This window comes from Pseudomonas tremae (assembly GCF_001401155.1).
GTDB lineage: Bacteria > Pseudomonadota > Gammaproteobacteria > Pseudomonadales > Pseudomonadaceae > Aquipseudomonas > Aquipseudomonas tremae.
This window is the reverse complement of the sequence record NZ_LJRO01000305.1, coordinates 103,287-123,813: the sequence shown is the minus strand read 5'-3', so window position 1 is coordinate 123,813 and position 20,527 is coordinate 103,287. Positions and strand designations below refer to the sequence as shown.

Below are 20,527 nucleotides of genomic sequence, written 5' to 3'. Positions count from 1 at the left end.
GCGTGGGAACAATCGACGCGATGCAGCTTACAGGCCGTAGCTCATCAATCGGTCATAACGGCGAGCCAGCAGCGCGTCATTATCGAACGCCTTGAGCATTGCCAGCTGGCTGCTCAATTCTTCACGGATCAGGCCTGCTGCTGCCACCGGATCACGGTGCGCGCCACCCAGTGGCTCAGGAATGACCTTGTCGACAATACCCAGACCCTTCAGGCGATCTGCGGTGATGCCCATTGCTTCGGCAGCGTCCGGCGCCTTCTCGGCGGTCTTCCACAGAATCGAAGCACAGCCTTCAGGCGAAATGACCGCGTAGGTCGAGTACTGGAGCATGTTCAACTGATCGCAGACACCAATGGCCAGCGCACCGCCGGAACCACCCTCGCCGATGACGGTGGCAATGATCGGGGTTTTAAGACGGGCCATCACGCGCAGGTTCCAGGCAATAGCCTCGCTCTGATTGCGCTCTTCGGCGTCGATACCAGGGTAGGCGCCCGGCGTGTCGATGAAGGTCAGAATCGGCATTTTGAAGCGCTCTGCCATCTCCATCAGACGGCAGGCCTTGCGGTAGCCTTCAGGGCGCGGCATGCCGAAATTGCGGCGCACTTTCTCGCGCACTTCACGACCTTTCTGGTGGCCGATGACCATCACCGGCTGATTGTCCAGACGGGCAATGCCGCCGACGATCGCAGCGTCATCGGAGAAGTGACGGTCGCCATGCAGCTCATCGAACTCGGTAAAGATGTTTTCGATGTAGTCCAGCGTGTAGGGACGACGCGGATGACGCGCCATGCGCGCAATCTGCCAGCTGGTGAGGTTACCGAAGATGCTTTCAGTAAGCGTTTTGCTCTTGTCTTGCAGCCGGGAGATCTCGTCGCCGATGTTCAGCGAGTTGTCGTTACCCACCAAGCGCAGTTCTTCGATTTTGGCCTGCAAGTCAGCGATAGGCTGTTCGAAATCAAGGAAATTCGGGTTCATAGGCATCCGTCTTGGGTCGACGGCCAAGAGGCCGGCCGGTTGATCCGTCTGCGCCCTTCCTGTTCGGAACAGGCGCGGTCAGGTCGAAATTAAAATTCAGGGTTGAGCGCAAGTCGAGCCTGCGGCGTTCAACGATACTGGAGAAAGACGTTCTCACGCCCGAACTGGTCACGCAGAGCTTGAATCAAGCTGTCCGCAGGATCAATACGCCACGCTTCTCCCAATTGCAGCAGTGCTTTGGCGTCCTTCCCGGTGTAATCCACAGTGATCGGGCAGGCACCTCGATGGCGCTTGCAAAGATCACCGAACCAGCGCAGCCGTTCACCCTTGAGCGCGTCGGCGTGTACCGTCACGCGAAGGCTTTCGGCCAGGTTGGTACGTGCATCCTCGATACTCATCACACGTTTGGCGCGCAGTCGCAGCCCTCCAGAGAAATCATCGTTGCTCACTTCTCCTTCGACCACAACAATAGCATCGGTCTGCAACAGTGACTGTGCCGAATGAAACGCTTCGGCAAACAGCGACGCTTCGATGCGTGCCGAGCGGTCATCCAGGGTGATGAACCCCATCTTGTCGCCCTTCTTGTTCTTCATCACGCGCAAGGCAATGATCAGACCCGCGACCGTCTGGGTGTCTCTGGCCGGTTTCAGGTCAATGATCCGCTGACGGGCGAAGCGGCGAATCTCGCCTTCATATTCGTCGATGGGATGCCCGGTCAGGTACAGCCCCAGGGTTTCCTTTTCACCCCGCAGACGATCCTTGAGGCTCGACTCGCGGGTCTTGCGATGGTTGGCGTATACATCGGCATCCGCCTCGACAAACAGGCCGCCAAACAGGTCCGAGTGGCCACTGTCGCGGCTGCGAGCGGTCTGCTCGGCAGCCTGAATGGCCTCTTCCAGCGCTGCCAGCAACACCGAACGGTTACGGTCGATATTGGCTTGATACGCCTTGGGTTCCAATTCGAAGTACGGGCCGAGGCGATCCAGCGCACCACTGCGAATCAGGCCGTCAAGCGTTCTCTTGTTGACCCGTTTGAGGTCAACGCGCGCGCAGAAATTGAACAGATCCTTGAACGGCCCGTTCTGGCGCGCATCGGTAATGGCCTCGACCGGGCCCTCGCCCACGCCCTTGATAGCGCCGAGGCCATACAGAATGCGGCCGTCGTCGCTTACCGTGAACTTGAACTCGGAGGTGTTCACGTCCGGTGCGTCGAGGCGCAGTTTCATGGTGCGCACTTCTTCGATCAAGGTCACGACCTTGTCGGTGTTGTGCATATCCGCCGATAAAACCGCCGCCATGAACGGCGCTGGGTAGTGAGTCTTCAGCCAGGCAGTCTGATACGACACCAGCCCATAGGCCGCCGAGTGGGATTTATTGAAGCCGTAGCCCGCGAATTTCTCAACCAGGTCGAAAATGTTACCGGCCAGATCCGCGTCGATATTGTTGGTCTTGCAGCCATCAATGAAACCGCCCCGCTGCTTGGCCATTTCCTCGGGCTTTTTCTTGCCCATCGCTCGCCGCAGCATGTCCGCACCGCCGAGGGTGTAACCGGCCATGACCTGTGCGATCTGCATCACCTGTTCCTGATACAGAATGATGCCGTAAGTAGGTGCCAGCACGGGCTTGAGGCCCTCGTACTGGTAATCGACGTGCGGATAAGACAGCTCTGCACGGCCGTGTTTGCGGTTGATGAAGTCGTCTACCATGCCCGACTGCAAAGGGCCGGGACGGAATAACGCCACCAGTGCGATCAAGTCTTCCAGGCAGTCGGGCTTGAGCTTTTTGATCAGCTCCTTCATGCCGCGCGACTCGAGCTGGAAGACCGCCGTGGTTTCAGCCCGTTGCAGCAACTGGTAAGTCGGCATGTCATCGAGCGGAATGAACGCGATGTCCAAAGGCGCTTCGTTGACCTTGGCGCGGTCGCGGTTGATGGTCTTCAGCGCCCAGTCGATGATCGTCAGGGTTCGCAGACCGAGGAAGTCGAACTTCACCAGCCCTGCGGCCTCGACATCGTCCTTGTCGAACTGGGTCACCAGGCCGTCGCCGGCTTCGTCGCAATAGATCGGCGAGAAGTCCGTCAGCTTGGTGGGGGCGATAACCACACCACCAGCGTGCTTGCCCACGTTACGCACGATGCCTTCGAGCTTGAGGGCCATTTCCCAGATTTCAGCGGCTTCCTCGTCTACCTTGAGGAAATCGCGAAGGATTTCTTCCTGCTCGTAAGCCTTTTCTAGGGTCATGCCGACTTCGAACGGGATCATCTTCGACAGTCGATCAGCCAGCCCGTAAGACTTGCCCTGTACCCGCGCAACGTCACGCACCACCGCCTTGGCCGCCATGGAACCGAAGGTGATGATCTGACTGACTGCATTGCGGCCGTATTTCTCGGCCACATATTCAATCACCCGATCACGACCGTCCATGCAGAAGTCGACGTCGAAGTCGGGCATGGAAACCCGCTCCGGGTTCAGGAAGCGTTCGAACAGCAGGTCATATTCCAGCGGATCGAGATCGGTGATCTTCTGTACATAGGCGACCAGCGAGCCGGCACCCGAACCCCGACCGGGACCTACCGGTACGCCGTTGCTCTTGGCCCACTGGATGAAGTCCATAACGATGAGGAAGTAACCGGGGAAGCCCATCTGGATGATGATGTCCAGCTCGAAATTCAGCCGGTCGACATACACCTGGCGCCTGGCTTCGTAATCTTCGGTGGTGTCCTTGGGCAACAGGACAGCAAGACGCTCTTCAAGACCGTCGAACGAGACTTTGCGGAAGTACTCGTCGATGGTCATGCCATCGGGAATCGGGAAGTTGGGCAAGAAGTGGGTGCCCAGCTTGACGTCGATGTTGCAGCGCTTGGCAATCTCGACGGTATTTTCCAGCGCCTCAGGCAAATCACTGAACAGCTCGGCCATTTCTTCCGGACTTTTCAGATACTGCTGATCGCTGTAATTGTGAGAGCGACGCGGGTCGTCCAGCGCCCGGCCTTCGCCGATGCACACGCGAGTCTCGTGAGCCTCAAAATCGGTCTGTTTGATAAAGCGCACATCGTTGGTCGCGACCAGCGGCGCACCGTGGCGCTCGGCCAGCGCCACTGCGGCGTGCAAATGTTCTTCGTCGTTTGTGCGGTTGGTGCGTTGCACCTCTATATAGAAGCGGTCAGGAAATACTTCCAGCCATTCGCGCAGCAGCTCGTCTGCCTCGCCTGGGTTGCCGCCCAGCAATGCCATGCCGATTTCGCCTTCCTTGGCCGCGGAAAGCGCAATAACGCCTTCGCTGGCCTGCGCGACCCACTGGCGCTGGATGACGATCTGACCGTTGCGCTGGCCCTCGATGAAGCCGCGTGAGATCAGTTCGGTCAGGTTGCGGTAGCCTTGAGCATTCATCGCCAGCAGGCTGATACGACTGAGCGCAGCGTCCTCATCCCTGCCCGCCAGCCACAGGTCGACACCACAGATCGGCTTGATCCCGGAGCCTTGGGCGGCCTTGTAGAATTTGACCAGCGAACACATGTTGTTCTGATCAGTCACTGCCACGGCAGGCATGTTCATGCCGGTCAGCGCCTTGATCAACGGTTTGACCCGGACCAGACCGTCGACCAGCGAATACTCGGTGTGCAGGCGTAGATGAACAAAAGAAGCCGGCATGGTGATCCTATAACGCGAAAATACAAAAAACGAAGGGCAGGATTGTAGCGGTCTCCGGAGGAAACGTCAGTCCTGTAACAGACCGACCGGCACCGTAAGCGGGCCACCAAGCAGTATGGCCGCGCGCGCTTCATGGGCCGCACGCACCGGACCGAACGAACGTCGGTGGATGGGCGTCGGCCCGAGCCGGGCCAATGCCTCAAGATGCACCGCAGTAGGATAACCCTTGTGCCCGCCGATGCCATAACCCGGATAGACAAGTTCAAGTGCCGCCATTTCCCGATCCCGGCTGACCTTGGCAAGAATCGAAGCGGCTGCGATGGCGGGGACTTTGGAGTCACCCTTCACCACCGGCGCCGAGGGCACAGACAACTGCGGACAGCGATTGCCGTCGATCAGCGCCAGTTTTGGAGTGACGCTCAACCCTTCGACGGCGCGCTTCATGGCCAGCATCGTGGCGTGCAAAATGTTCAGCTGATCGATTTCTTCGACTTCAGCCCGGGCGATAAACCAGCACAGGGCTTTTTCCTGAATCTCGACAAATAGTTTTTCACGCCGGGCTTCGGTCAGCTTCTTCGAGTCATTGAGCCCCAGAATGGGTCTGGCAGGGTCGAGAATAACTGCAGCCGTGACCACTGCACCACACAGCGGCCCGCGGCCGACTTCGTCAACGCCCGCGACCAGATCCTCGACGAGGGTGAAATCCAGACCTGTTTGCATGATTGGCGAACTCACAATGAAGGTGACTGGCCGAGCAGACTCAATACTGCATCGGCAGCCTGGTTGGAGGCATCGCGGCGCAAGGTCCGGTGAATGGCATCAAAACCTTCAGTCTGCGCGTGACCGTCTTCGATCAGCGGCAACAGCGTGTCGGCCAACGCCTCAGGCGTTGCGTCATCCTGAAGCAGCTCCGGCACCAGCAAGCGCTGGGCCAGCAGATTCGGCAACGACACGTAAGGGCTTTTGACCAGACGCTTGAGGATCCAGAATGTCAGGGGCGCCAATCGATAGGCGACGACCATCGGCCGCTTGTACAACAGGGCCTCAAGCGTCGCAGTACCGGAGGCGATAAGTACCGCGTTGCAGGCAGCCAAGGCAACATGCGACTGCCCGTCGAGCAATGTGACGGGCAAGTCACGGTCCCGCAACAGCTCTTCAACCTGGGCACGTCGCTGTGGACTGGCACACGGCAGCACGAACCGTAAACCGGGCTTGCTGGCCAGCAGGCGCTCGGCAGCATCGAAGAACAGCCCACCCAGACGACCCACTTCGCCGCCCCGACTGCCAGGCATCAATGCGACAACCGGGCCTTCGGCGGGCAAACCCGCCTGGACGCGAGCAGCAGCGCGATCGGACTCGAGAGGAATAGTGTCGGCCAACGGATGACCGACAAACCGGACCGGCACACCCTTCTCTTCGTAAAAGCGGGCTTCGAAGGGCAGCAAAGTGAGCATCAGATCGCAGCCTTCACGAATCTTCAGCACACGTTTTTGACGCCAGGCCCAGACCGAAGGGCTGACGTAATGCACCGTCTTGATACCCGCGCGGCGTAGCTGAAGCTCGATATTGAGAGTGAAATCGGGAGCGTCGATGCCAATAAAGACATCCGGTTTTTCATCGATGAGCGTCTGGATCAGCAGCTTGCGGCGGGCCAGCAGCTCGCGCAGCCGGCCCAGCACTTCTACAAGCCCCATGACCGACAGGCGTTCCATCGGAAAATAAGACCGCATGCCTTCGGCTTCCATCAGCGGACTGCCCACACCGATGAACCGGATATCGGGATGGCGCAGCTTGAGGGCGCGCATCAGGCCTGATCCGAGGATATCGCCGGAAGCTTCGCCAGCGACCAGTGCGACACATAATGGGCTGGTCATGATTAGCGAATGATGCCGCGAGTCGACGTCTGGATCGACTGCAGAAACACAGCCACTTCGGGAAACTGAGCTGCGGGCGCGGCCAGTTCGTCCAGTGCCTGACCGATCGTCAGCCCCTGGCGGTAAACCGTCTTGTAGGCCCTGCGCAACGCATGTATGGCTTCTTCGGAGAAACCGCGACGACGCATACCCTCGAAGTTCATGCTGCGCGCTTCGGCCGGGTTGCCGAAAACCGTCACGAACGCCGGAACGTCCTTGCCGATGGCAGTGCCCATACCGGAAAAGCTGTGCGCGCCGATGTGGCAAAACTGGTGCACGAGCGTGAAGCCGGAAAGAATCGCCCAGTCGTCGACATGAACATGGCCTGCCAGCGCCGTGTTGTTGACCAGGATAACGTGGTTGCCGATTACGCTGTCATGACCGATGTGCGCATAGGCCATGATCAGATTGTGGTCACCCAGTGTGGTTTCAGCACGGTCCTGAACGGTACCGCGGTGAATGGTCACACCTTCGCGAATCACATTGTGATCGCCGATGACCAGGCGTGTTTCCTCGCCCTTGTACTTCAGATCGGGCGTGTCCTCACCCACCGATGAAAACTGGTAGATGCGGTTGTGCTTGCCGATCTTCGTTGGCCCCTTGAGGACAACATGAGGACCGACGACTGTACCCTCGCCAATTTCCACACCGGCTCCGATGATCGACCAAGGGCCGACCTCAACGTTGTCGGCCAGTACGGCCGTCGGATCGATGATTGCGCGAGAGTCAATCAAACTCATAGTTTACGTTCCGCACAGATGATTTCGGCAGAGCATACCGCCTTGCCGTCAACCGTGGCCTTGCATTCAAACTTCCAGATCTGGCGTTTGCTGCTCAGGAACTTCGCCTCGAGCACCAGTTGGTCGCCCGGCAGAACCGGCTGGCGGAAACGCAACTTGTCCGAACCCACGAAATAATAGAGCGTGCCGTCAGAAGGCTTGGAGTCGAGCATCTTGAACGCGAGGATGCCGGCAGCCTGTGCCATCGCTTCGATGATCAAAACGCCCGGCATGATTGGATGCTCGGGGAAATGACCGTTGAAAAAAGGCTCGTTGACACTGACATTCTTGTAGGCGCGAATGTTCTTGTTCTCGATATCCAGCTCGGTCACACGATCCACCAGCAGGAACGGGTAACGATGAGGCAGGTATTCGCGAATTTCTTTGATGTCCATCATTTCGAGGGGAAGCCTGTAGTAAAGATTAGGAGTGCGTCGCGACTGCGCAGCACCCCTCTACATCAAGGAGGCAGTTTATCGACTGTGCACGCTTGATATTAAAAAGGTATCAGCCATCAGATGAGCGATTATCGGCGCAGGTCACCGTCTCCAAGGCCTTTTCAAGCTTTTGCAGACGTCGCGCCATGTCATCGATCTTGCGCAAACGTGCTGCGCTCTTACGCCACTCGGCGGCTGGCTGCATTGCCGTACCCGACGAGTAGGAACCCGGCTCGGTGATGGAATGCGTGACCATGGTCATACCCGTGATGTAAACGCCATCGCAAATATCTATATGCCCTACCAGGCCGACACCACCAGCCAGCATGCAATGCTTGCCGATTTTGGTGCTTCCAGAGATACCGACACACGCAGCCATTGCCGTGTGGTCGCCGACCTGTACGTTGTGGGCAATCTGAATCTGGTTATCCAGTTTGACGCCATTGCCAATTCGCGTATCAGCCAGCGCACCCCGATCGATTGCCGTATTGACGCCAACCTCGACGTCATCACCGAGGGTGACGCCACCGATCTGTGCAACCTTGTGGTAGATACCTTTGTCCTTGGCAAAGCCAAAGCCTTCGCCACCCAGCACGGCACCCGACTGAATGACGACGCGCTTGCCAATGCGCACATCGTGATAAAGCGTTACCCGCGGGGCCAGCCAGCCGCCCTCACCGATCTCGCAGCGAGCGCCGATGAAGCAGTGAGCACCGATGCTTACACCTGCTGCAATACGCACACCGCTCTCGATCACAGCAAAAGCGCCAATACTGGCAGCAGGATCAATCAGTGCATCTGCGGCAATCACAGCCGTCGGATGAACGCCTGCGCTACTTTTAGGCTTGGGATCGAAAAAATGCGAAATGCGCGCGTAGGCCAGGTAAGTATCAGGAACCACCAGCGCATTACCGGTGTAACCGTCGGCGTCTGCGGGCTTGAGCAGCACGGCAGAAGCTTGGGTATCGACCAGCAATTTACGATACTTGGGATTTGCCAGGAAACTGACTTGACCAGGGCCGGCCTCTTGCAAAGTGGCCAGCCCGGTGATTTCGATATCCTTGTCGCCACGTAACGTGGCACCAAGGAACTCGGCCAACTGGCCGAGCTTGATGGTTATGCTCATGGTTACTTCAGCTGGTTCATGCGCTCGATGACTTGGCGAGTCACGTCATACTGAGGCTTGACGTCAATCACGGCACCGCGCTCGAATACCAGGTCGAAGCCGCCTTTCTTGATCACTTCTTCAACTGCCTGATCCAGCTTAGGCTTCAACTGCTTGAGCATTTCACGGTCAGCAACAGCTTTAGCTTCGTTCAGCTCTTTGGACTGGAACTGGAAATCACGGGCCTTTTGCTTGAATTCAAGCTCCAGACGCTCACGCTCAGGCTGAGCCATCTTGTCGCCACCGCTGACCAGACGATCCTGAATACCTTTGGCGCTGCTTTCCAGGCTTTTCAGCTTGGTCAGTTGCGGGCCGAACTTCTTCTCGGCGTCTACGGCGTAACGCTTGGCAGCGTCGGATTCCAGCAGGGCCATCTGATAGTTCAGTACCGCGATCTTCATGTCAGCAAATGCAGGGCTGGCGACCAATACGGTGGCCAGCATTACCAATTGAGTCAACTTACGCACAATACAACTCCTACAAAATTCGTTGCGTTATCAAAGATCAGACGCTTAGAAAGTCTGACCCAGGGAGAATTGGAAAACCTGAGTTTCGGCTTCGTCGTCCGGCTTCTTGATCGGCATCGCCAGGGCGAAGCTCAGAGGACCGAGAGCTGTGATCCAGGTAACACCGATACCCACAGAGCTGGCCATACCGGACAGGTCGATGTCGTTGCACTCGACTTTCTTGCCGCTTGCAGATGTCTTGCTGGAATCGCACTTGGTATTGAACACGTTGCCGACGTCCCAGAACACAGAGGTACGCAGCGAGCGCTGATCCTTGACGAATGGCAGCGGGAACATGACTTCTACGCCACCCTGAACCAGGGCATTACCACCGAACGGCAGTGGATCCTGATCCGGATCGGCGAGAGTACCTTGATTTCCGGTTACCGACGCACCACGACTCGGCGTGCTACGCGGACCGAGCGTGCTGTCCTTGAAGCCACGAACCGAGTTGAAGCCGCCTGCATAGTAGTTCTCGTAGAACGGCAGACCCGAGGTCGAACCGTAACCGTCGCCGTAACCCAGCTCGGTGTGCAGACGCAGGGTGTAATTGTCGGTGATCGGGTGGAAGTACTGCGCACGATAATCGAGCTTGAAGAACGACAGGTCACTGCCCGGCAAGGTGGATTCGAACACCAGGCTTTGCGAATGACCACGGGTTGCCAGAACGCCTTTGTTCAGCGTCGACTCGGACCAGCCGACCGAACCCTTGAAGTTCAGGTACTTGTCGCCTTCCTTCTGAACGAAATCAAAAATCTCGTCAACGGTGTACTTGCCGGTCTTGATCTCGTCCTGCTGGACCGTCAGGCCGTAAGTCAGACGCGACGTCTCGCTAATCGGGTAACCGAGGTTGATACCGGCACCCAGGCTGTCTACTGCATAGCTTGCAACATCAACGTCGAGGTCGTCGTAGTTGGTGGTGCGGTAAAAGGCGTTGTAGCCCAGGCTGACACCGTCCGGCGTGTAGTACGGATCGACGTAGCTGAAGTTGTAACGGCTCTGGTATTCACTGCGGGTCAGGCCGATGCTGACCTTGTTGCCCGTACCCAAGAAGTTGTTCTGGCTGATCGAACCACCCAGGATCAAACCTGCGCTTTGCGCGAAGCCGACGCTGGCGGTGATGGAGCCGGACGCCTGTTCTTCAACAGCGTAGTTGACGTCCACCTGATCGTCGGTGCCCGGAACTGGCGGCGTCTCGACGTTGACTTCCTTGAAGAAGCCCAGACGATCCAGACGGGTCTTGGACTGGTCGATCAGGTAGGTTGAAGCCCAGCCGCCTTCCATCTGACGCATTTCGCGACGCAGCACTTCGTCTTCCGACTTGGTGTTGCCGCGGTAGTTGATGCGGTTGACGTAGGCACGCTTGCCGGGATCGACCACAAAGGTGATATCGACTGTGTGATCTTCGTTGTTCGGGGTCGGCACGCCGTTGACGTTGGCGAAGGTGTAGCCTTCGTTACCCAGACGACGGGTTATCAGCTCGGACGTCGTGGTCATGACCTTGCGCGAGAACACCTGACCAGGCTGAACCAGCAGCAGGGACTTGACCTGATCTTCTGGCACCTTCAGGTCGCCGCTCAGCTTGACCGACTTGACGCTGTACTTCTCGCCTTCGTTGATGTTGACCGTGATGTACACGTTCTTCTTGTCAGGCGTGATCGAAACCTGGGTCGAGGCGATATCCATGTTGATATAGCCGCGGTCAAGGTAGTACGAACGCAGACGCTCAAGGTCGCCCGAGAGTTTTTCACGAGCGTACTTGTCATCGTTCTTGAAGAACGACAGCCAGTTGCTGGTCTTGAGTTCGAACAGGTCGGTCAGGTCTTCGTCGGAGAAAACCGTGTTACCCACCACGTTGATGTGCTGGATCGACGCAACCGTACCTTCATTGATGTTGATCTTCAGGCCCACGCGGTTACGCGGCTGAGGAACAACCTCGGCGTCAACCTCGGCGGAGTAACGACCCTGGGCAACGTACTGACGTTGCAGCTCGTTACGCACACCCTCGAGGGTTGCACGCTGGAAAATCTCACCTTCGGCCAGACCGGACTGTTTCAGCCCCTTCATCAAGTCTTCGGTGGAGATGGCCTTGTTACCTTCAATTTCGATGCTCGCAACGGACGGGCGCTCGACGACGCTGATGACGAGTACGTTGCCATCGCGACCCAGCTGGATATCTTGAAAGAAACCGGTTTTGAACAACGAACGGGTAGCCTCCACCAAGCGACCGTCATCCGCCTGCTCGCCTACATTCAGCGGCAACGCGCCAAAGACACTGCCGGCGGATACCCGCTGCAGGCCGTTGACACGGATATCGGAGATGGTGAAGGACTCGGCGTGAACTTCAGCGATCATCAGTGCGGAAAGAACCGCAGTTAGCAGCAGACGTTTCATGAAGTCCTTTCTTATTCCAACTGGCAATAAACAAACTGCCGCAAAATGCGGCAGATTCGCAACTCGGCAACGCTTTACAGTCGGCCCAGATCGTTGACCAGCGCGAGCAACATTACGCCCACTACCAGACTGATACCGATCTGCGCCCCCCAACCTTGAACCTTTTCCGAAAGGGGACGACCACGCGCCCACTCGATCAGATAAAACAGCAAATGCCCCCCGTCCAGGACGGGAATGGGCAGCAGATTCAGAACCCCCAGGCTAATACTCAGATAAGCGAGGAAGTTCAGAAAATCTCCGATGCCCGACTGGGCCGAAGCGCCCGCCACTTTAGCAATGGTTATCGGTCCACTCAAGTTTTTTACCGAGAGCTCGCCGAACAACATTTTCTTGAGCGAGTCCAGAGTCAGCACACTCATGCTCCAGGTGCGCTTTACACCCTCGGCCATGGCGGCGAAAGGACCGTAGCTGACCTCACGCAGCATTTCCGGTGGCCAATCGACAGCTTTTACACCCGCACCCAGATAGCCGGTGGCCGATTTGCCTTCGCCTTTGGCGGCAAGAGTCACCGGAACGTCAATTTGTGCACCGTCACGCTCTATACGCAGCGATACTTTCGCCTCGGGGCGCTCACGCACCCGGTCGACAACCTGTTGCCACTCACTGAGCGGCTGACCGTCCATCGAAATCAGCCGATCGCCGGTTTTGAGACCTGCACTCTGCGCCGGACCTTTCGGGTCGATTTCTGCCAGGATCGGCAGCAAGGCCGGACGCCATGGGCGAATACCCAGCGACTTGATCGGATCAGGCTCTTCTGCGCCTCTGAGCCAGTCATTCAATACCAGCTCGCGAGAGGTATCGACCGTCGAGCCCTGATCCCTGACTTTCATGGCTATGGTGCCGCTCTCACCCAGGCGGCGGACCAATTGCAGATTGACGCCAGCCCAGCCTGAGGTTGGCTCACCATCCACAGCGACGATTTCCTGCCCGGCGGTCAGGCCGGCCTGTTGAGCGATGCTTCCAGACTCGACTGCGCCAATGACCGGGCGCACCTGCTCGCTACCCATCATCGCCAGAACCCAGAAAAAGGCGATGGCCAGAAGGAAGTTAGCCGTCGGGCCGGCGATCACAATCGCAATGCGCTGCCCTACCGTCTTGCGGTTGAAGGACTGATCGGCCAGCTCGGGCGGAACATTGCCTTCGCGCTCGTCGAGCATCTTTACGTAGCCACCCAGAGGAATCGCAGCAACGACGTACTCGGTCCCTTGGCGGTCGTGCCAGCGCAGCAGCGGCGTGCCGAAACCTACAGAAAAACGCAGTACCTTGACGCCACAGCGCCGAGCCACCCAGAAGTGGCCGAATTCGTGAAATGTCACCAGCACGCCCAAGGCAATAAGGGTGCCGAGAATCATATATAAAGCACTCATCAGGCTTCTCCGGGTACCGACTGATCGGTCGGTGTGTTAATCATCGCAGACCTCGAGGCCCGCCTTTGACGCACCACATCAACCCTTGCGTTCATTGCCCGCTTCGATCGAGCCATAGGCCCGCCAGCAGTCTTGCCTTGGCATCCACTGCAAACACCGCGTCGAGCTCTTCGACCGCCGTGACGGGCTCCTGATTCAGGACATCCTCGATCATACCGGCGATTTCCGGGTAACGGATACGCCCGTCAAGAAATGCCGCAACCCCCACTTCGTTGACCGCGTTGAGCATGGCAGGCGCACTGCCGCCCGCCTCGGCGGCCTGACGCGCCAGTCTGAGGCAAGGAAAACGCCCTTCATCGGGGGCCTGAAAGTCCAGCTGGCCGATGCGAAACAGATCAAGCGGCGCAACGCCAGATTCTACACGTGCAGGCCAGGCGAGCGCATTGGCAATGGGTGTACGCATGTCGGGATTACCCAACTGAGCCAGCACAGAGCCATCAACGTAATCGACCAGCGAGTGAATCACGCTCTGGGGATGGATCACAACCTCGATCTGATCGGGGCGCGCATCGAACAGCCAGCAAGCCTCGATCAGCTCCAGCCCCTTGTTCATCATGGTGGCCGAATCGACGGAAATCTTGCGCCCCATCGACCACACAGGGTGGGCACAAGCCTGTGCCGGGGTCACATCTCGCAACTGCTCAAGCGGGGTCTCGCGAAAAGGTCCGCCAGACGCTGTGAGCATGATACGTCGAACACCGACAGCACCCAGACCGCGAGCAAAGTCGACGGGGAGGCACTGAAAAATCGCGTTGTGCTCGCTGTCGATAGGCAGCAGCACAGCGCCGCTCTGGCGAACAGCCTGCATGAACAAGGCGCCGGACATGACCAGCGCCTCCTTGTTGGCGAGCAACACCTTCTTGCCCGCCTCCACCGCAGCCAGCGTAGGACGTAACCCTGCGGCCCCGACGATGGCAGCCATCACTGCATCGACCCGCGGGTGCGCAGCTACTTCACACAAGCCACTTTCGCCGACCAGCACCCGGGTATCGAGGCCGGCCGCAGCCAGGTCATCCTGCAATTTGCGGGCGACAACCTGATCCGGCACCACTGCGTATTGCGGCGTGTGCTTGATGCACAACGCAAGCAGCTCGGCCAGCCGACTGAAACCGGTTAACGCAAACACCTGATAAAGGGCCGGATGACGTGCAATGACATCCAGCGTGCTCAACCCTATGGAGCCGGTCGCCCCCAGAACGGTGATCTGTTGCGGAGCACTCACATCACACCCCATTCAGCAGCCCATAACAGGACGGCAAAAACGGGTATAGCAGCGGTCAGGCTGTCTATGCGGTCCAGTACGCCGCCGTGCCCGGGCAGCAGATTGCTGCTGTCCTTGATACCGGACTGGCGCTTGAACATGCTTTCAGTCAGATCACCGATCACGGAAATGAACACGATTACCGCTGCACCCAGCAGCCCGGCGACAAACTGGACAGCCGTCCAGTCACGGGAGATACCCACGGCGGCAGTAATGCCCAGACTGACCACCAGCCCACCGTATACACCTTCCCAGCTCTTGCCCGGGCTTACCTTGGGCGCCAGCTTGCGTTTGCCGAAAGCCTTGCCGGAGAAATAGGCACCGATGTCGGCAGCCCAGACCAGCACCATCACGGACAGAATCAGCCAGTTGCCCAGCGGCCACTGCTTTATCAACACCAGCCCCTGCCAGGCAGGCAGCAGCACCAGCAGCCCGATCACAAGCTTGCAGACCGCGCTCGCCCAGTGATTGCTGGAATCAGGGTAAGTGAGGACCAGATAGGTCGCAACGCCCCACCAGATAACGGCGGCGACAAGCACCCAGGGCTCGAGACCCGGCAGCAGATACATGAGAAACAGCAGGATGGCGACCAGAGCTGCGTAGCCCAAGCGCATAGACTGGGAAGCGAACCCGGCCAGTCGCGCCCATTCCCAGGCGCCCAGCACGACAACGCCTCCGATGAACAGAGCGAAATACATGCCGGTGAGCAGGAAAAAACCACACAGCGCGATCGGCAACAGAATGAGTGCCGTGATAATCCGTTGTTTCAGCATTAAGCCCGGGCTCCAGCTTCTACCTGTTCGCTGGTTCTACCGAAGCGACGTTGGCGAGAAGCGAAATCAGCCAGCGCAGCGCGCATGGCATCGTGTTTGAAGTCCGGCCAGAACAGGTCGGAGAAATACAGCTCGGCATACGCCAGCTGCCAAAGCAGGAAATTACTGATGCGGTGCTCGCCACCGGTGCGAATGCACAGGTCCGGCAGAGGCAGGTCGCCGGTCGCAAGACAGGTCTGCAACAGCTCGGGCGTGATGTCCTCCGGCTGCAGGTGCCCGGCCTGAACTTCGCGCGCCAGACGCTGGGCAGCTTGTGCAATGTCCCACTGCCCACCGTAATTGGCAGCGATCTGCAGGACGAAGCGGCTGTTGCCGGACGTCCGCGTCTCTGCCTCGCGCATTGCAGCCTGAAGCTCAGGGTGAAAACGCGAACGGTCACCAATAATTCGCAGGCTGATTTCGTTTTCGTTCAGGCGCTTGGTTTCACGGCGCAACGCTGTGAAAAAAAGCTCCATCAACGCACCGACTTCTTCAGCCGGACGCTGCCAGTTTTCACTGGAAAACGCGAACAGGGTCAGCACTTCGACCTTGGCCTCGGCACACACCTCGATAACAGCCCGAACAGCGTCGACGCCGGCCTTGTGACCGGCGACGCCTGGCAGGAGGCGCTTCTTCGCCCAGCGATTATTACCATCCATGATAATCGCGACATGACGCGGCACCGATGACGGCCCGGCCGGTTTTATCTTTTCCATGAAAGCGTCCGAAACCTTAAACAGCCATCAGATCAGCTTCTTTCTGCTTCACCGCAACTTCGATTTCCGCTACGAACTTGTCGGTCAGCTTCTGGATGTCGTCAGCACCACGACGCTCTTCGTCTTCACTGATTTCCTTCTCCTTGACCAGATCCTTCAGCTGGCTCAGCGCATCACGGCGGATGTTACGCACGGCCACACGGGCGTCTTCGGCAGCATCGCGGGCCTGTTTGGTGAAGCCCTTGCGGGTTTCTTCGGTCAGGGCCGGCATGGAGATCAGCAGCAGCTCACCGAGGTTGGTCGGGTTGAAGCCCAGACCGGAGCTCTGGATAGCCTTGTCGACGGCAGCGAGCATATTGCGTTCGAACGCAACAACCTGCAGGGTGCGCGAGTCCTTGACGGTTACGTTGGCAACCTGGCTCAGCGGCGTGTCTGCGCCGTAATAAGGAACCATGACACCACCCAGAATGCTTGGATGAGCCTTGCCGGTGCGGATGCGGGTGAAGGCATGAGCCAGCGACTCAAGGCTTTTCTGCATGCGCACTTGGGCGTCTTTCTTGATTTCGTTGATCATTGTTGGGCTTCCTCGATCAGGGTTCCTTCAGCGCCGCCATGGACGATATTCAGAAGGGCACCCGGCTTGTTCATGTTGAAGACGCGCAGTGGCATCTTGTGATCGCGACACAGGCAGATTGCGGTCAGATCCATCACACCCAGCTTGCGATCCAGCACTTCATCGTAAGTCAGATGATCGAACTTCTCGGCATTCGGGTCCTTGAACGGGTCTGCGGTGTACACACCGTCCACCTTGGTCGCCTTGAGCACCACATCGGCGTCGATTTCAATTGCACGCAGGCAGGCCGCCGAATCGGTTGTGAAGAACGGATTCCCCGTACCCGCAGCGAAAATAACCACTTCCTTGGCGCTGAGATGGCGCATGGCCTTGCGACGATCATAATGATCCGTCACGCCCAGCATGGAAATGGCCGACATCACGATGGCGGTGATATTAGCGCGCTCCAGCGCATCGCGCATTGCCAGCGCGTTCATCACCGTGGCCAGCATTCCCATGTGGTCGCCAGTCACCCGATCCATGCCTGCAGCACTCAGCGCTGCACCACGGAACAGGTTGCCACCGCCGATAACCAGACCAACCTGGACGCCGATACCGACCAGTTGACCGACTTCCAGCGCCATGCGGTCCAGCACCTTGGGGTCGATGCCGAACTCTTCCGAGCCCATGAGGGCCTCGCCGCTAAGCTTGAGTAGAATGCGTTTATAGCGAGCCTGATAACCACTGCCCTGCTGAGCCATTGCGAATCTCTCCTGCGGCGTTTTTCTGAAAAAAATCTGTGCGAGCTATTTCAAGCCTGCGCTTACTTTAGCTTGACGCTTCGAAAGCGTCGGGAGAATGCAGCCTTGTGGGCACAATCTCCAGAAAAATTTCCTGCCCCCTTTCGACAAAGAGGCCGCACGCGTATGCGGGCAGCCTCTTTGGGGCGACAGTTATAAAACCGTCTTACTGCTTGCTGGCAGCTACTTGAGCAGCGACTTCTTCAGCGAAGTTGTCGACTGGCTTCTCGATGCCATCGCCTACTTTGTAGTAGGTGAAAGACACGATTTCAGCGCCGGCTTTCTTGGCCAGCTCACCGACCTTGACTTCAGGGTTCTTGACGAAAGCCTGTTCAACCAGGCTGGCTTCTGCCAGGAACTTGGTGATACGACCGCCAACCATCTTTTCGACGATTTCAGCTGGCTTGCCTTTGATCTTGTCTTCGTTCAGTTGCAGGAAGACACTCTTCTCGCGCTCGATCGCTTCGGCAGACACTTCCGAAGGCAACAGGAACTCGGGGTTGCTTGCCGCTACGTGCATGGCAATATCTTTAGCCAGCTCGACGTCGCCGCCCTTCAGAGTAACCACAACACCGATCTTGTTGCCGTGCAGGTAAGCACCAACAACGTCACCTTCGATGCGCTTCAGGCGACGGATATTGACGTTTTCGCCAACCTTGCCGACCAGTACCAGACGCGCAGCTTCCTGAGCTTCGATCAGCGGAGCGACATCAGTCATCTTGTCGGCAAAGGCTTTTTCAACGCTTGCAGCGACGAAGCTCTTGAAATCGTCCTGCAGAGCGAGGAAGTCGGTCTGCGAGTTGACTTCGATGATGACGGCAGCCTTGCCGTCTTCCTTGATAGCGATAGCGCCTTCAGCAGCAACGTTGCCTGCTTTCTTGGCGGCCTTGATGGCGCCGGAAGCACGCATTTCGTCGATTGCTTTTTCGATGTCGCCGCCAGCCTTGGTCAAGGCCTTTTTGCAATCCATCATTCCTTCGCCGGTACGCTCGCGCAGTTCTTTGACCAACGCTGCAGTAATCTCTGCCATTTCAAAATCCTCTTGGATAGGTCTTCAACCATTCCACCCGGCTCGCCGGGCGTGCAATTCTTGAAAAATCAGGGTGGCAGCAGCACATGACAACAAGGTCATGGCTACAGACCGACAAATCATTTCACAGGTGGCAAAAAGGGGGCTAAGCCCCCTTTTCGCGTACTGAGTAAACGCCAGGCGTTTTTACTCAGCCTTCTACAGCAGCTGCTGGAGCTTCTTCGACGAATACGTCGGTGCCGCCAGCAACATTGTTGCGACCACGGATAACAGCATCAGCCATCGAACCCATGTACAGCTGGATGGCGCGGATTGCGTCATCGTTGCCCGGGATGATGTAGTCAATGCCTTGAGGACTGCTGTTGGTATCGACTATGCCGATAACAGGGATGCCCAGCTTGTTGGCTTCGGTGATCGCGATGCGCTCGTGATCAACGTCGATGACGAACAGTGCGTCTGGCAGACCGCCCATGTCCTTGATACCACCCAGGCTGCGATCCAGTTTTTCCAGATCACGGGTACGCATCAAAGCTTCTTTCTTGGTCAGCTTGGCGAAAGTACCGTCTTCGGACTGTATTTCGAGCTCACGCAGGCGCTTGATCGACTGACGGATGGTCTTGAAGTTGGTCAGCATGCCGCCCAACCAGCGATGATCGACGTACGGCGAGCCGCAACGTGCTGCTTCTTCAGCAACGATCTTGCCAGCGGAACGCTTGGTGCCAACGAACAGAATCTTGTTTTTACCCGACGCCAGGCGCTCAACGAAAGTCAGTGCCTCGTTGAACATCGGCAGGGTTTTTTCAAGGTTGATGATGTGAATCTTGTTGCGCGCGCCGAAAATGTACTTAGCCATTAACGGGTTCCAGTAACGCTTTTGGTGACCGAAGTGGCAACCGGCCTTAAGCATATCGCGCATATTGACTTGGGACATAAATAGTTCCTTGATAAGTCGGGTTAGGCCTCCACGTATCCCAATGACCAACCAGTGGCATCTGCCAAGGGCACCCAGGTCATCGTGTCGACACGTGTGTGGGTTTGTGCTTCAAGGACGGACCTTGGAAAGCGGCGCATTTTATATCACAAAAGGGAAGAGAACGGAACTCCAATCAACCTCTTGTTTTACCGGACTTTTAAGCGCGCATCGATTGCCTATAGAAGGAAGCGATGATCACCCGGCGCGGGTGGTCTGATAGAATTGCCGCTTTGCGCACCAACCACGTGCCAGCCACGTCGAGAGATTCAGCATGACCATCACCCTCAAAACCCCGGAAGACATCGAAAAGATGCGCATTGCCGGCCGCCTGGCCGCCGATGTACTGGAAATGATCGCGCCGCACGTCAAGCCTGGCGTCACCACCGAAGAGCTGGACCGCATCTGTCATGACTATATAGTCAACGAGCAGAAGGCGATCCCTGCCCCGCTCAATTACAAGGGTTTTCCCAAGTCGATCTGCACTTCGATCAATCAGGTAGTCTGCCATGGCATCCCGAGCGACAAGAAGCTTAAAGACGGCGACTCGCTCAATATCGACGTCACCGTGATCAAGGATGGCTATCACGGCGACACCAGCAGGATGTTTCACGTCGGCACTGTTCCGGTATGGGCCGAGCGCCTGTCGAAAGTGACCCAGGAATGCCTCTACAAGGCGATCGAAATCGTCAAGCCCGGCACACGCCTGGGCGACATCGGTGCAGTCATTCAGAAACACGCCGAAAAAAACGGCTTCTCGGTGGTGCGTGAGTTCTGCGGCCACGGCATCGGCAAGGTGTTTCATGAAGAGCCGCAAGTCATGCACTTCGGCGAAGCAGGCACCGGCATCGAGCTCAAAGAAGGCATGACTTTCACCATTGAGCCGATGATCAACCAGGGCCGACCTGAAACCAAGATTCTTGGCGATGGCTGGACCGCAATCACCAAGGACCGCAAGCTTTCGGCACAATGGGAGCACACCCTGCTGGTGACCGCTGACGGTTACGAAATCTTCACTTTACGCAGCGACGATACCATTGCACAAAAGGCTCCCTGAGCCCGGTTGAACGCCTGATCAC

18 protein-coding genes are annotated in these 20,527 nt (G+C 57.6%); 1 reads left to right on the top strand and 17 read right to left on the bottom strand.

Annotated features, from left to right (window positions below; all coding sequences use genetic code 11):
- Positions 1–27 precede the first annotated feature (27 nt).
- The 17 genes from ALO43_RS17465 to rpsB form a co-directional block, all read right to left on the bottom strand.
- Positions 28–975 carry an acetyl-CoA carboxylase carboxyl transferase subunit alpha gene (locus tag ALO43_RS17465; RefSeq protein ID WP_024671823.1) on the bottom strand — a complete coding sequence of 316 codons (948 nt, stop codon included), beginning with the start codon at positions 973–975 and terminating at the stop codon, positions 28–30.
- A 128-nt stretch (positions 976–1,103) separates the two neighbouring features.
- Positions 1,104–4,625 carry a DNA polymerase III subunit alpha gene (gene dnaE, locus ALO43_RS17460; protein WP_054997860.1) on the bottom strand — a complete coding sequence of 1,174 codons (3,522 nt, stop codon included), beginning with the start codon at positions 4,623–4,625 and terminating at the stop codon, positions 1,104–1,106.
- 66 nt (positions 4,626–4,691) lie between these two features.
- Positions 4,692–5,345 (bottom strand): ribonuclease HII, encoded by a 654-nt coding sequence (rnhB, locus tag ALO43_RS17455; protein WP_024691315.1) that lies wholly within the window; start codon positions 5,343–5,345, stop codon positions 4,692–4,694.
- 11 nt (positions 5,346–5,356) lie between these two features.
- Positions 5,357–6,499, bottom strand: a complete 1,143-nt coding sequence (gene lpxB, locus ALO43_RS17450; protein ID WP_054997859.1) for a lipid-A-disaccharide synthase — start codon at positions 6,497–6,499, stop codon at positions 5,357–5,359.
- Between the two features lie 2 nt (positions 6,500–6,501).
- The gene (gene lpxA, locus ALO43_RS17445; RefSeq protein ID WP_005891833.1) at positions 6,502–7,278 is read right to left on the bottom strand and encodes an acyl-ACP--UDP-N-acetylglucosamine O-acyltransferase; all 777 of its coding nucleotides are present in this window, start codon (positions 7,276–7,278) and stop codon (positions 6,502–6,504) included.
- Positions 7,275–7,715, bottom strand: a complete 441-nt coding sequence (gene fabZ, locus ALO43_RS17440) for a 3-hydroxyacyl-ACP dehydratase FabZ (protein ID WP_002554719.1) — start codon at positions 7,713–7,715, stop codon at positions 7,275–7,277. Before fabZ ends, lpxA begins: the two co-directional genes overlap by 4 nt.
- Before the next feature lie 109 nt (positions 7,716–7,824).
- Positions 7,825–8,880, bottom strand: coding sequence for a UDP-3-O-(3-hydroxymyristoyl)glucosamine N-acyltransferase (lpxD, locus tag ALO43_RS17435; protein WP_024671820.1), 1,056 nt, complete (start codon positions 8,878–8,880; stop codon positions 7,825–7,827).
- Positions 8,881–8,882: 2 nt separating this feature from the next.
- Positions 8,883–9,386, bottom strand: a complete 504-nt coding sequence (locus ALO43_RS17430) for an OmpH/Skp family outer membrane protein (protein ID WP_003314303.1) — start codon at positions 9,384–9,386, stop codon at positions 8,883–8,885.
- A 45-nt stretch (positions 9,387–9,431) separates the two neighbouring features.
- On the bottom strand, positions 9,432–11,819 hold the full coding sequence (gene bamA, locus ALO43_RS17425; protein ID WP_005891829.1) for an outer membrane protein assembly factor BamA: 2,388 nt from the start codon (positions 11,817–11,819) through the stop codon (positions 9,432–9,434).
- 74 nt (positions 11,820–11,893) lie between these two features.
- Positions 11,894–13,246: a sigma E protease regulator RseP gene (rseP, locus tag ALO43_RS17420; RefSeq protein WP_024671819.1), complete on the bottom strand. Its 1,353-nt coding sequence runs from the start codon at positions 13,244–13,246 to the stop codon at positions 11,894–11,896.
- Between the two features lie 91 nt (positions 13,247–13,337).
- Complete coding sequence (gene ispC / locus ALO43_RS17415; RefSeq protein ID WP_024671818.1) at positions 13,338–14,528, bottom strand: 1-deoxy-D-xylulose-5-phosphate reductoisomerase; 1,191 nt, start codon at positions 14,526–14,528, stop codon at positions 13,338–13,340.
- Positions 14,525–15,340, bottom strand: coding sequence for a phosphatidate cytidylyltransferase (locus tag ALO43_RS17410; RefSeq protein WP_024671817.1), 816 nt, complete (start codon positions 15,338–15,340; stop codon positions 14,525–14,527). Before ALO43_RS17410 ends, ispC begins: the two co-directional genes overlap by 4 nt.
- Positions 15,340–16,095, bottom strand: coding sequence for a polyprenyl diphosphate synthase (gene uppS, locus ALO43_RS17405; RefSeq protein ID WP_024671816.1), 756 nt, complete (start codon positions 16,093–16,095; stop codon positions 15,340–15,342). The genes ALO43_RS17410 and uppS overlap by 1 nt, the downstream gene beginning before the upstream one ends.
- 16 nt (positions 16,096–16,111) lie before the next feature.
- Positions 16,112–16,669, bottom strand: a complete 558-nt coding sequence (frr, locus tag ALO43_RS17400) for a ribosome recycling factor (RefSeq protein WP_005891818.1) — start codon at positions 16,667–16,669, stop codon at positions 16,112–16,114.
- Positions 16,666–17,409 carry a UMP kinase gene (gene pyrH, locus ALO43_RS17395; protein WP_002554728.1) on the bottom strand — a complete coding sequence of 248 codons (744 nt, stop codon included), beginning with the start codon at positions 17,407–17,409 and terminating at the stop codon, positions 16,666–16,668. Before pyrH ends, frr begins: the two co-directional genes overlap by 4 nt.
- Positions 17,410–17,614: 205 nt before the next feature.
- A complete protein-coding gene (gene tsf, locus ALO43_RS17390) occupies positions 17,615–18,478 on the bottom strand; it encodes a translation elongation factor Ts (protein WP_024671815.1) in 864 nt (287 codons plus the stop codon).
- Between the two features lie 190 nt (positions 18,479–18,668).
- Complete coding sequence (gene rpsB / locus ALO43_RS17385) at positions 18,669–19,409, bottom strand: 30S ribosomal protein S2 (RefSeq protein WP_005891816.1); 741 nt, start codon at positions 19,407–19,409, stop codon at positions 18,669–18,671.
- Between the two features lie 313 nt (positions 19,410–19,722).
- Here rpsB and map point away from each other — a divergent pair, with 313 nt between their 5' ends.
- Complete coding sequence (map, locus tag ALO43_RS17380) at positions 19,723–20,505, top strand: type I methionyl aminopeptidase (RefSeq protein WP_005891813.1); 783 nt, start codon at positions 19,723–19,725, stop codon at positions 20,503–20,505.
- Positions 20,506–20,527 lie beyond the last annotated feature (22 nt).

Bases quoted from the DNA above. Each gene is read 5' to 3' on its own strand.
- rseP (WP_024671819.1), bottom strand. From the start codon at position 13,246: ATGAGTGCTTTATATATGATTCTCGGCACCCTTATTGCCTTGGGCGTG.
- map (WP_005891813.1), top strand. From the start codon at position 19,723: ATGACCATCACCCTCAAAACCCCGGAAGACATCGAAAAGATGCGCATT.
- lpxD (WP_024671820.1), bottom strand. From the start codon at position 8,880: ATGAGCATAACCATCAAGCTCGGCCAGTTGGCCGAGTTCCTTGGTGCC.
- ALO43_RS17465 (WP_024671823.1), bottom strand. From the start codon at position 975: ATGAACCCGAATTTCCTTGATTTCGAACAGCCTATCGCTGACTTGCAG.
- pyrH (WP_002554728.1), bottom strand. From the start codon at position 17,409: ATGGCTCAGCAGGGCAGTGGTTATCAGGCTCGCTATAAACGCATTCTA.
- rpsB (WP_005891816.1), bottom strand. From the start codon at position 19,409: ATGTCCCAAGTCAATATGCGCGATATGCTTAAGGCCGGTTGCCACTTC.
- rnhB (WP_024691315.1), bottom strand. From the start codon at position 5,345: ATGCAAACAGGTCTGGATTTCACCCTCGTCGAGGATCTGGTCGCGGGC.
- fabZ (WP_002554719.1), bottom strand. From the start codon at position 7,715: ATGATGGACATCAAAGAAATTCGCGAATACCTGCCTCATCGTTACCCG.
- lpxB (WP_054997859.1), bottom strand. From the start codon at position 6,499: ATGACCAGCCCATTATGTGTCGCACTGGTCGCTGGCGAAGCTTCCGGC.
- bamA (WP_005891829.1), bottom strand. From the start codon at position 11,819: ATGAAACGTCTGCTGCTAACTGCGGTTCTTTCCGCACTGATGATCGCT.
- lpxA (WP_005891833.1), bottom strand. From the start codon at position 7,278: ATGAGTTTGATTGACTCTCGCGCAATCATCGATCCGACGGCCGTACTG.
- tsf (WP_024671815.1), bottom strand. From the start codon at position 18,478: ATGGCAGAGATTACTGCAGCGTTGGTCAAAGAACTGCGCGAGCGTACC.
- dnaE (WP_054997860.1), bottom strand. From the start codon at position 4,625: ATGCCGGCTTCTTTTGTTCATCTACGCCTGCACACCGAGTATTCGCTG.
- frr (WP_005891818.1), bottom strand. From the start codon at position 16,669: ATGATCAACGAAATCAAGAAAGACGCCCAAGTGCGCATGCAGAAAAGC.
- uppS (WP_024671816.1), bottom strand. From the start codon at position 16,095: ATGGAAAAGATAAAACCGGCCGGGCCGTCATCGGTGCCGCGTCATGTC.
- ALO43_RS17410 (WP_024671817.1), bottom strand. From the start codon at position 15,340: ATGCTGAAACAACGGATTATCACGGCACTCATTCTGTTGCCGATCGCG.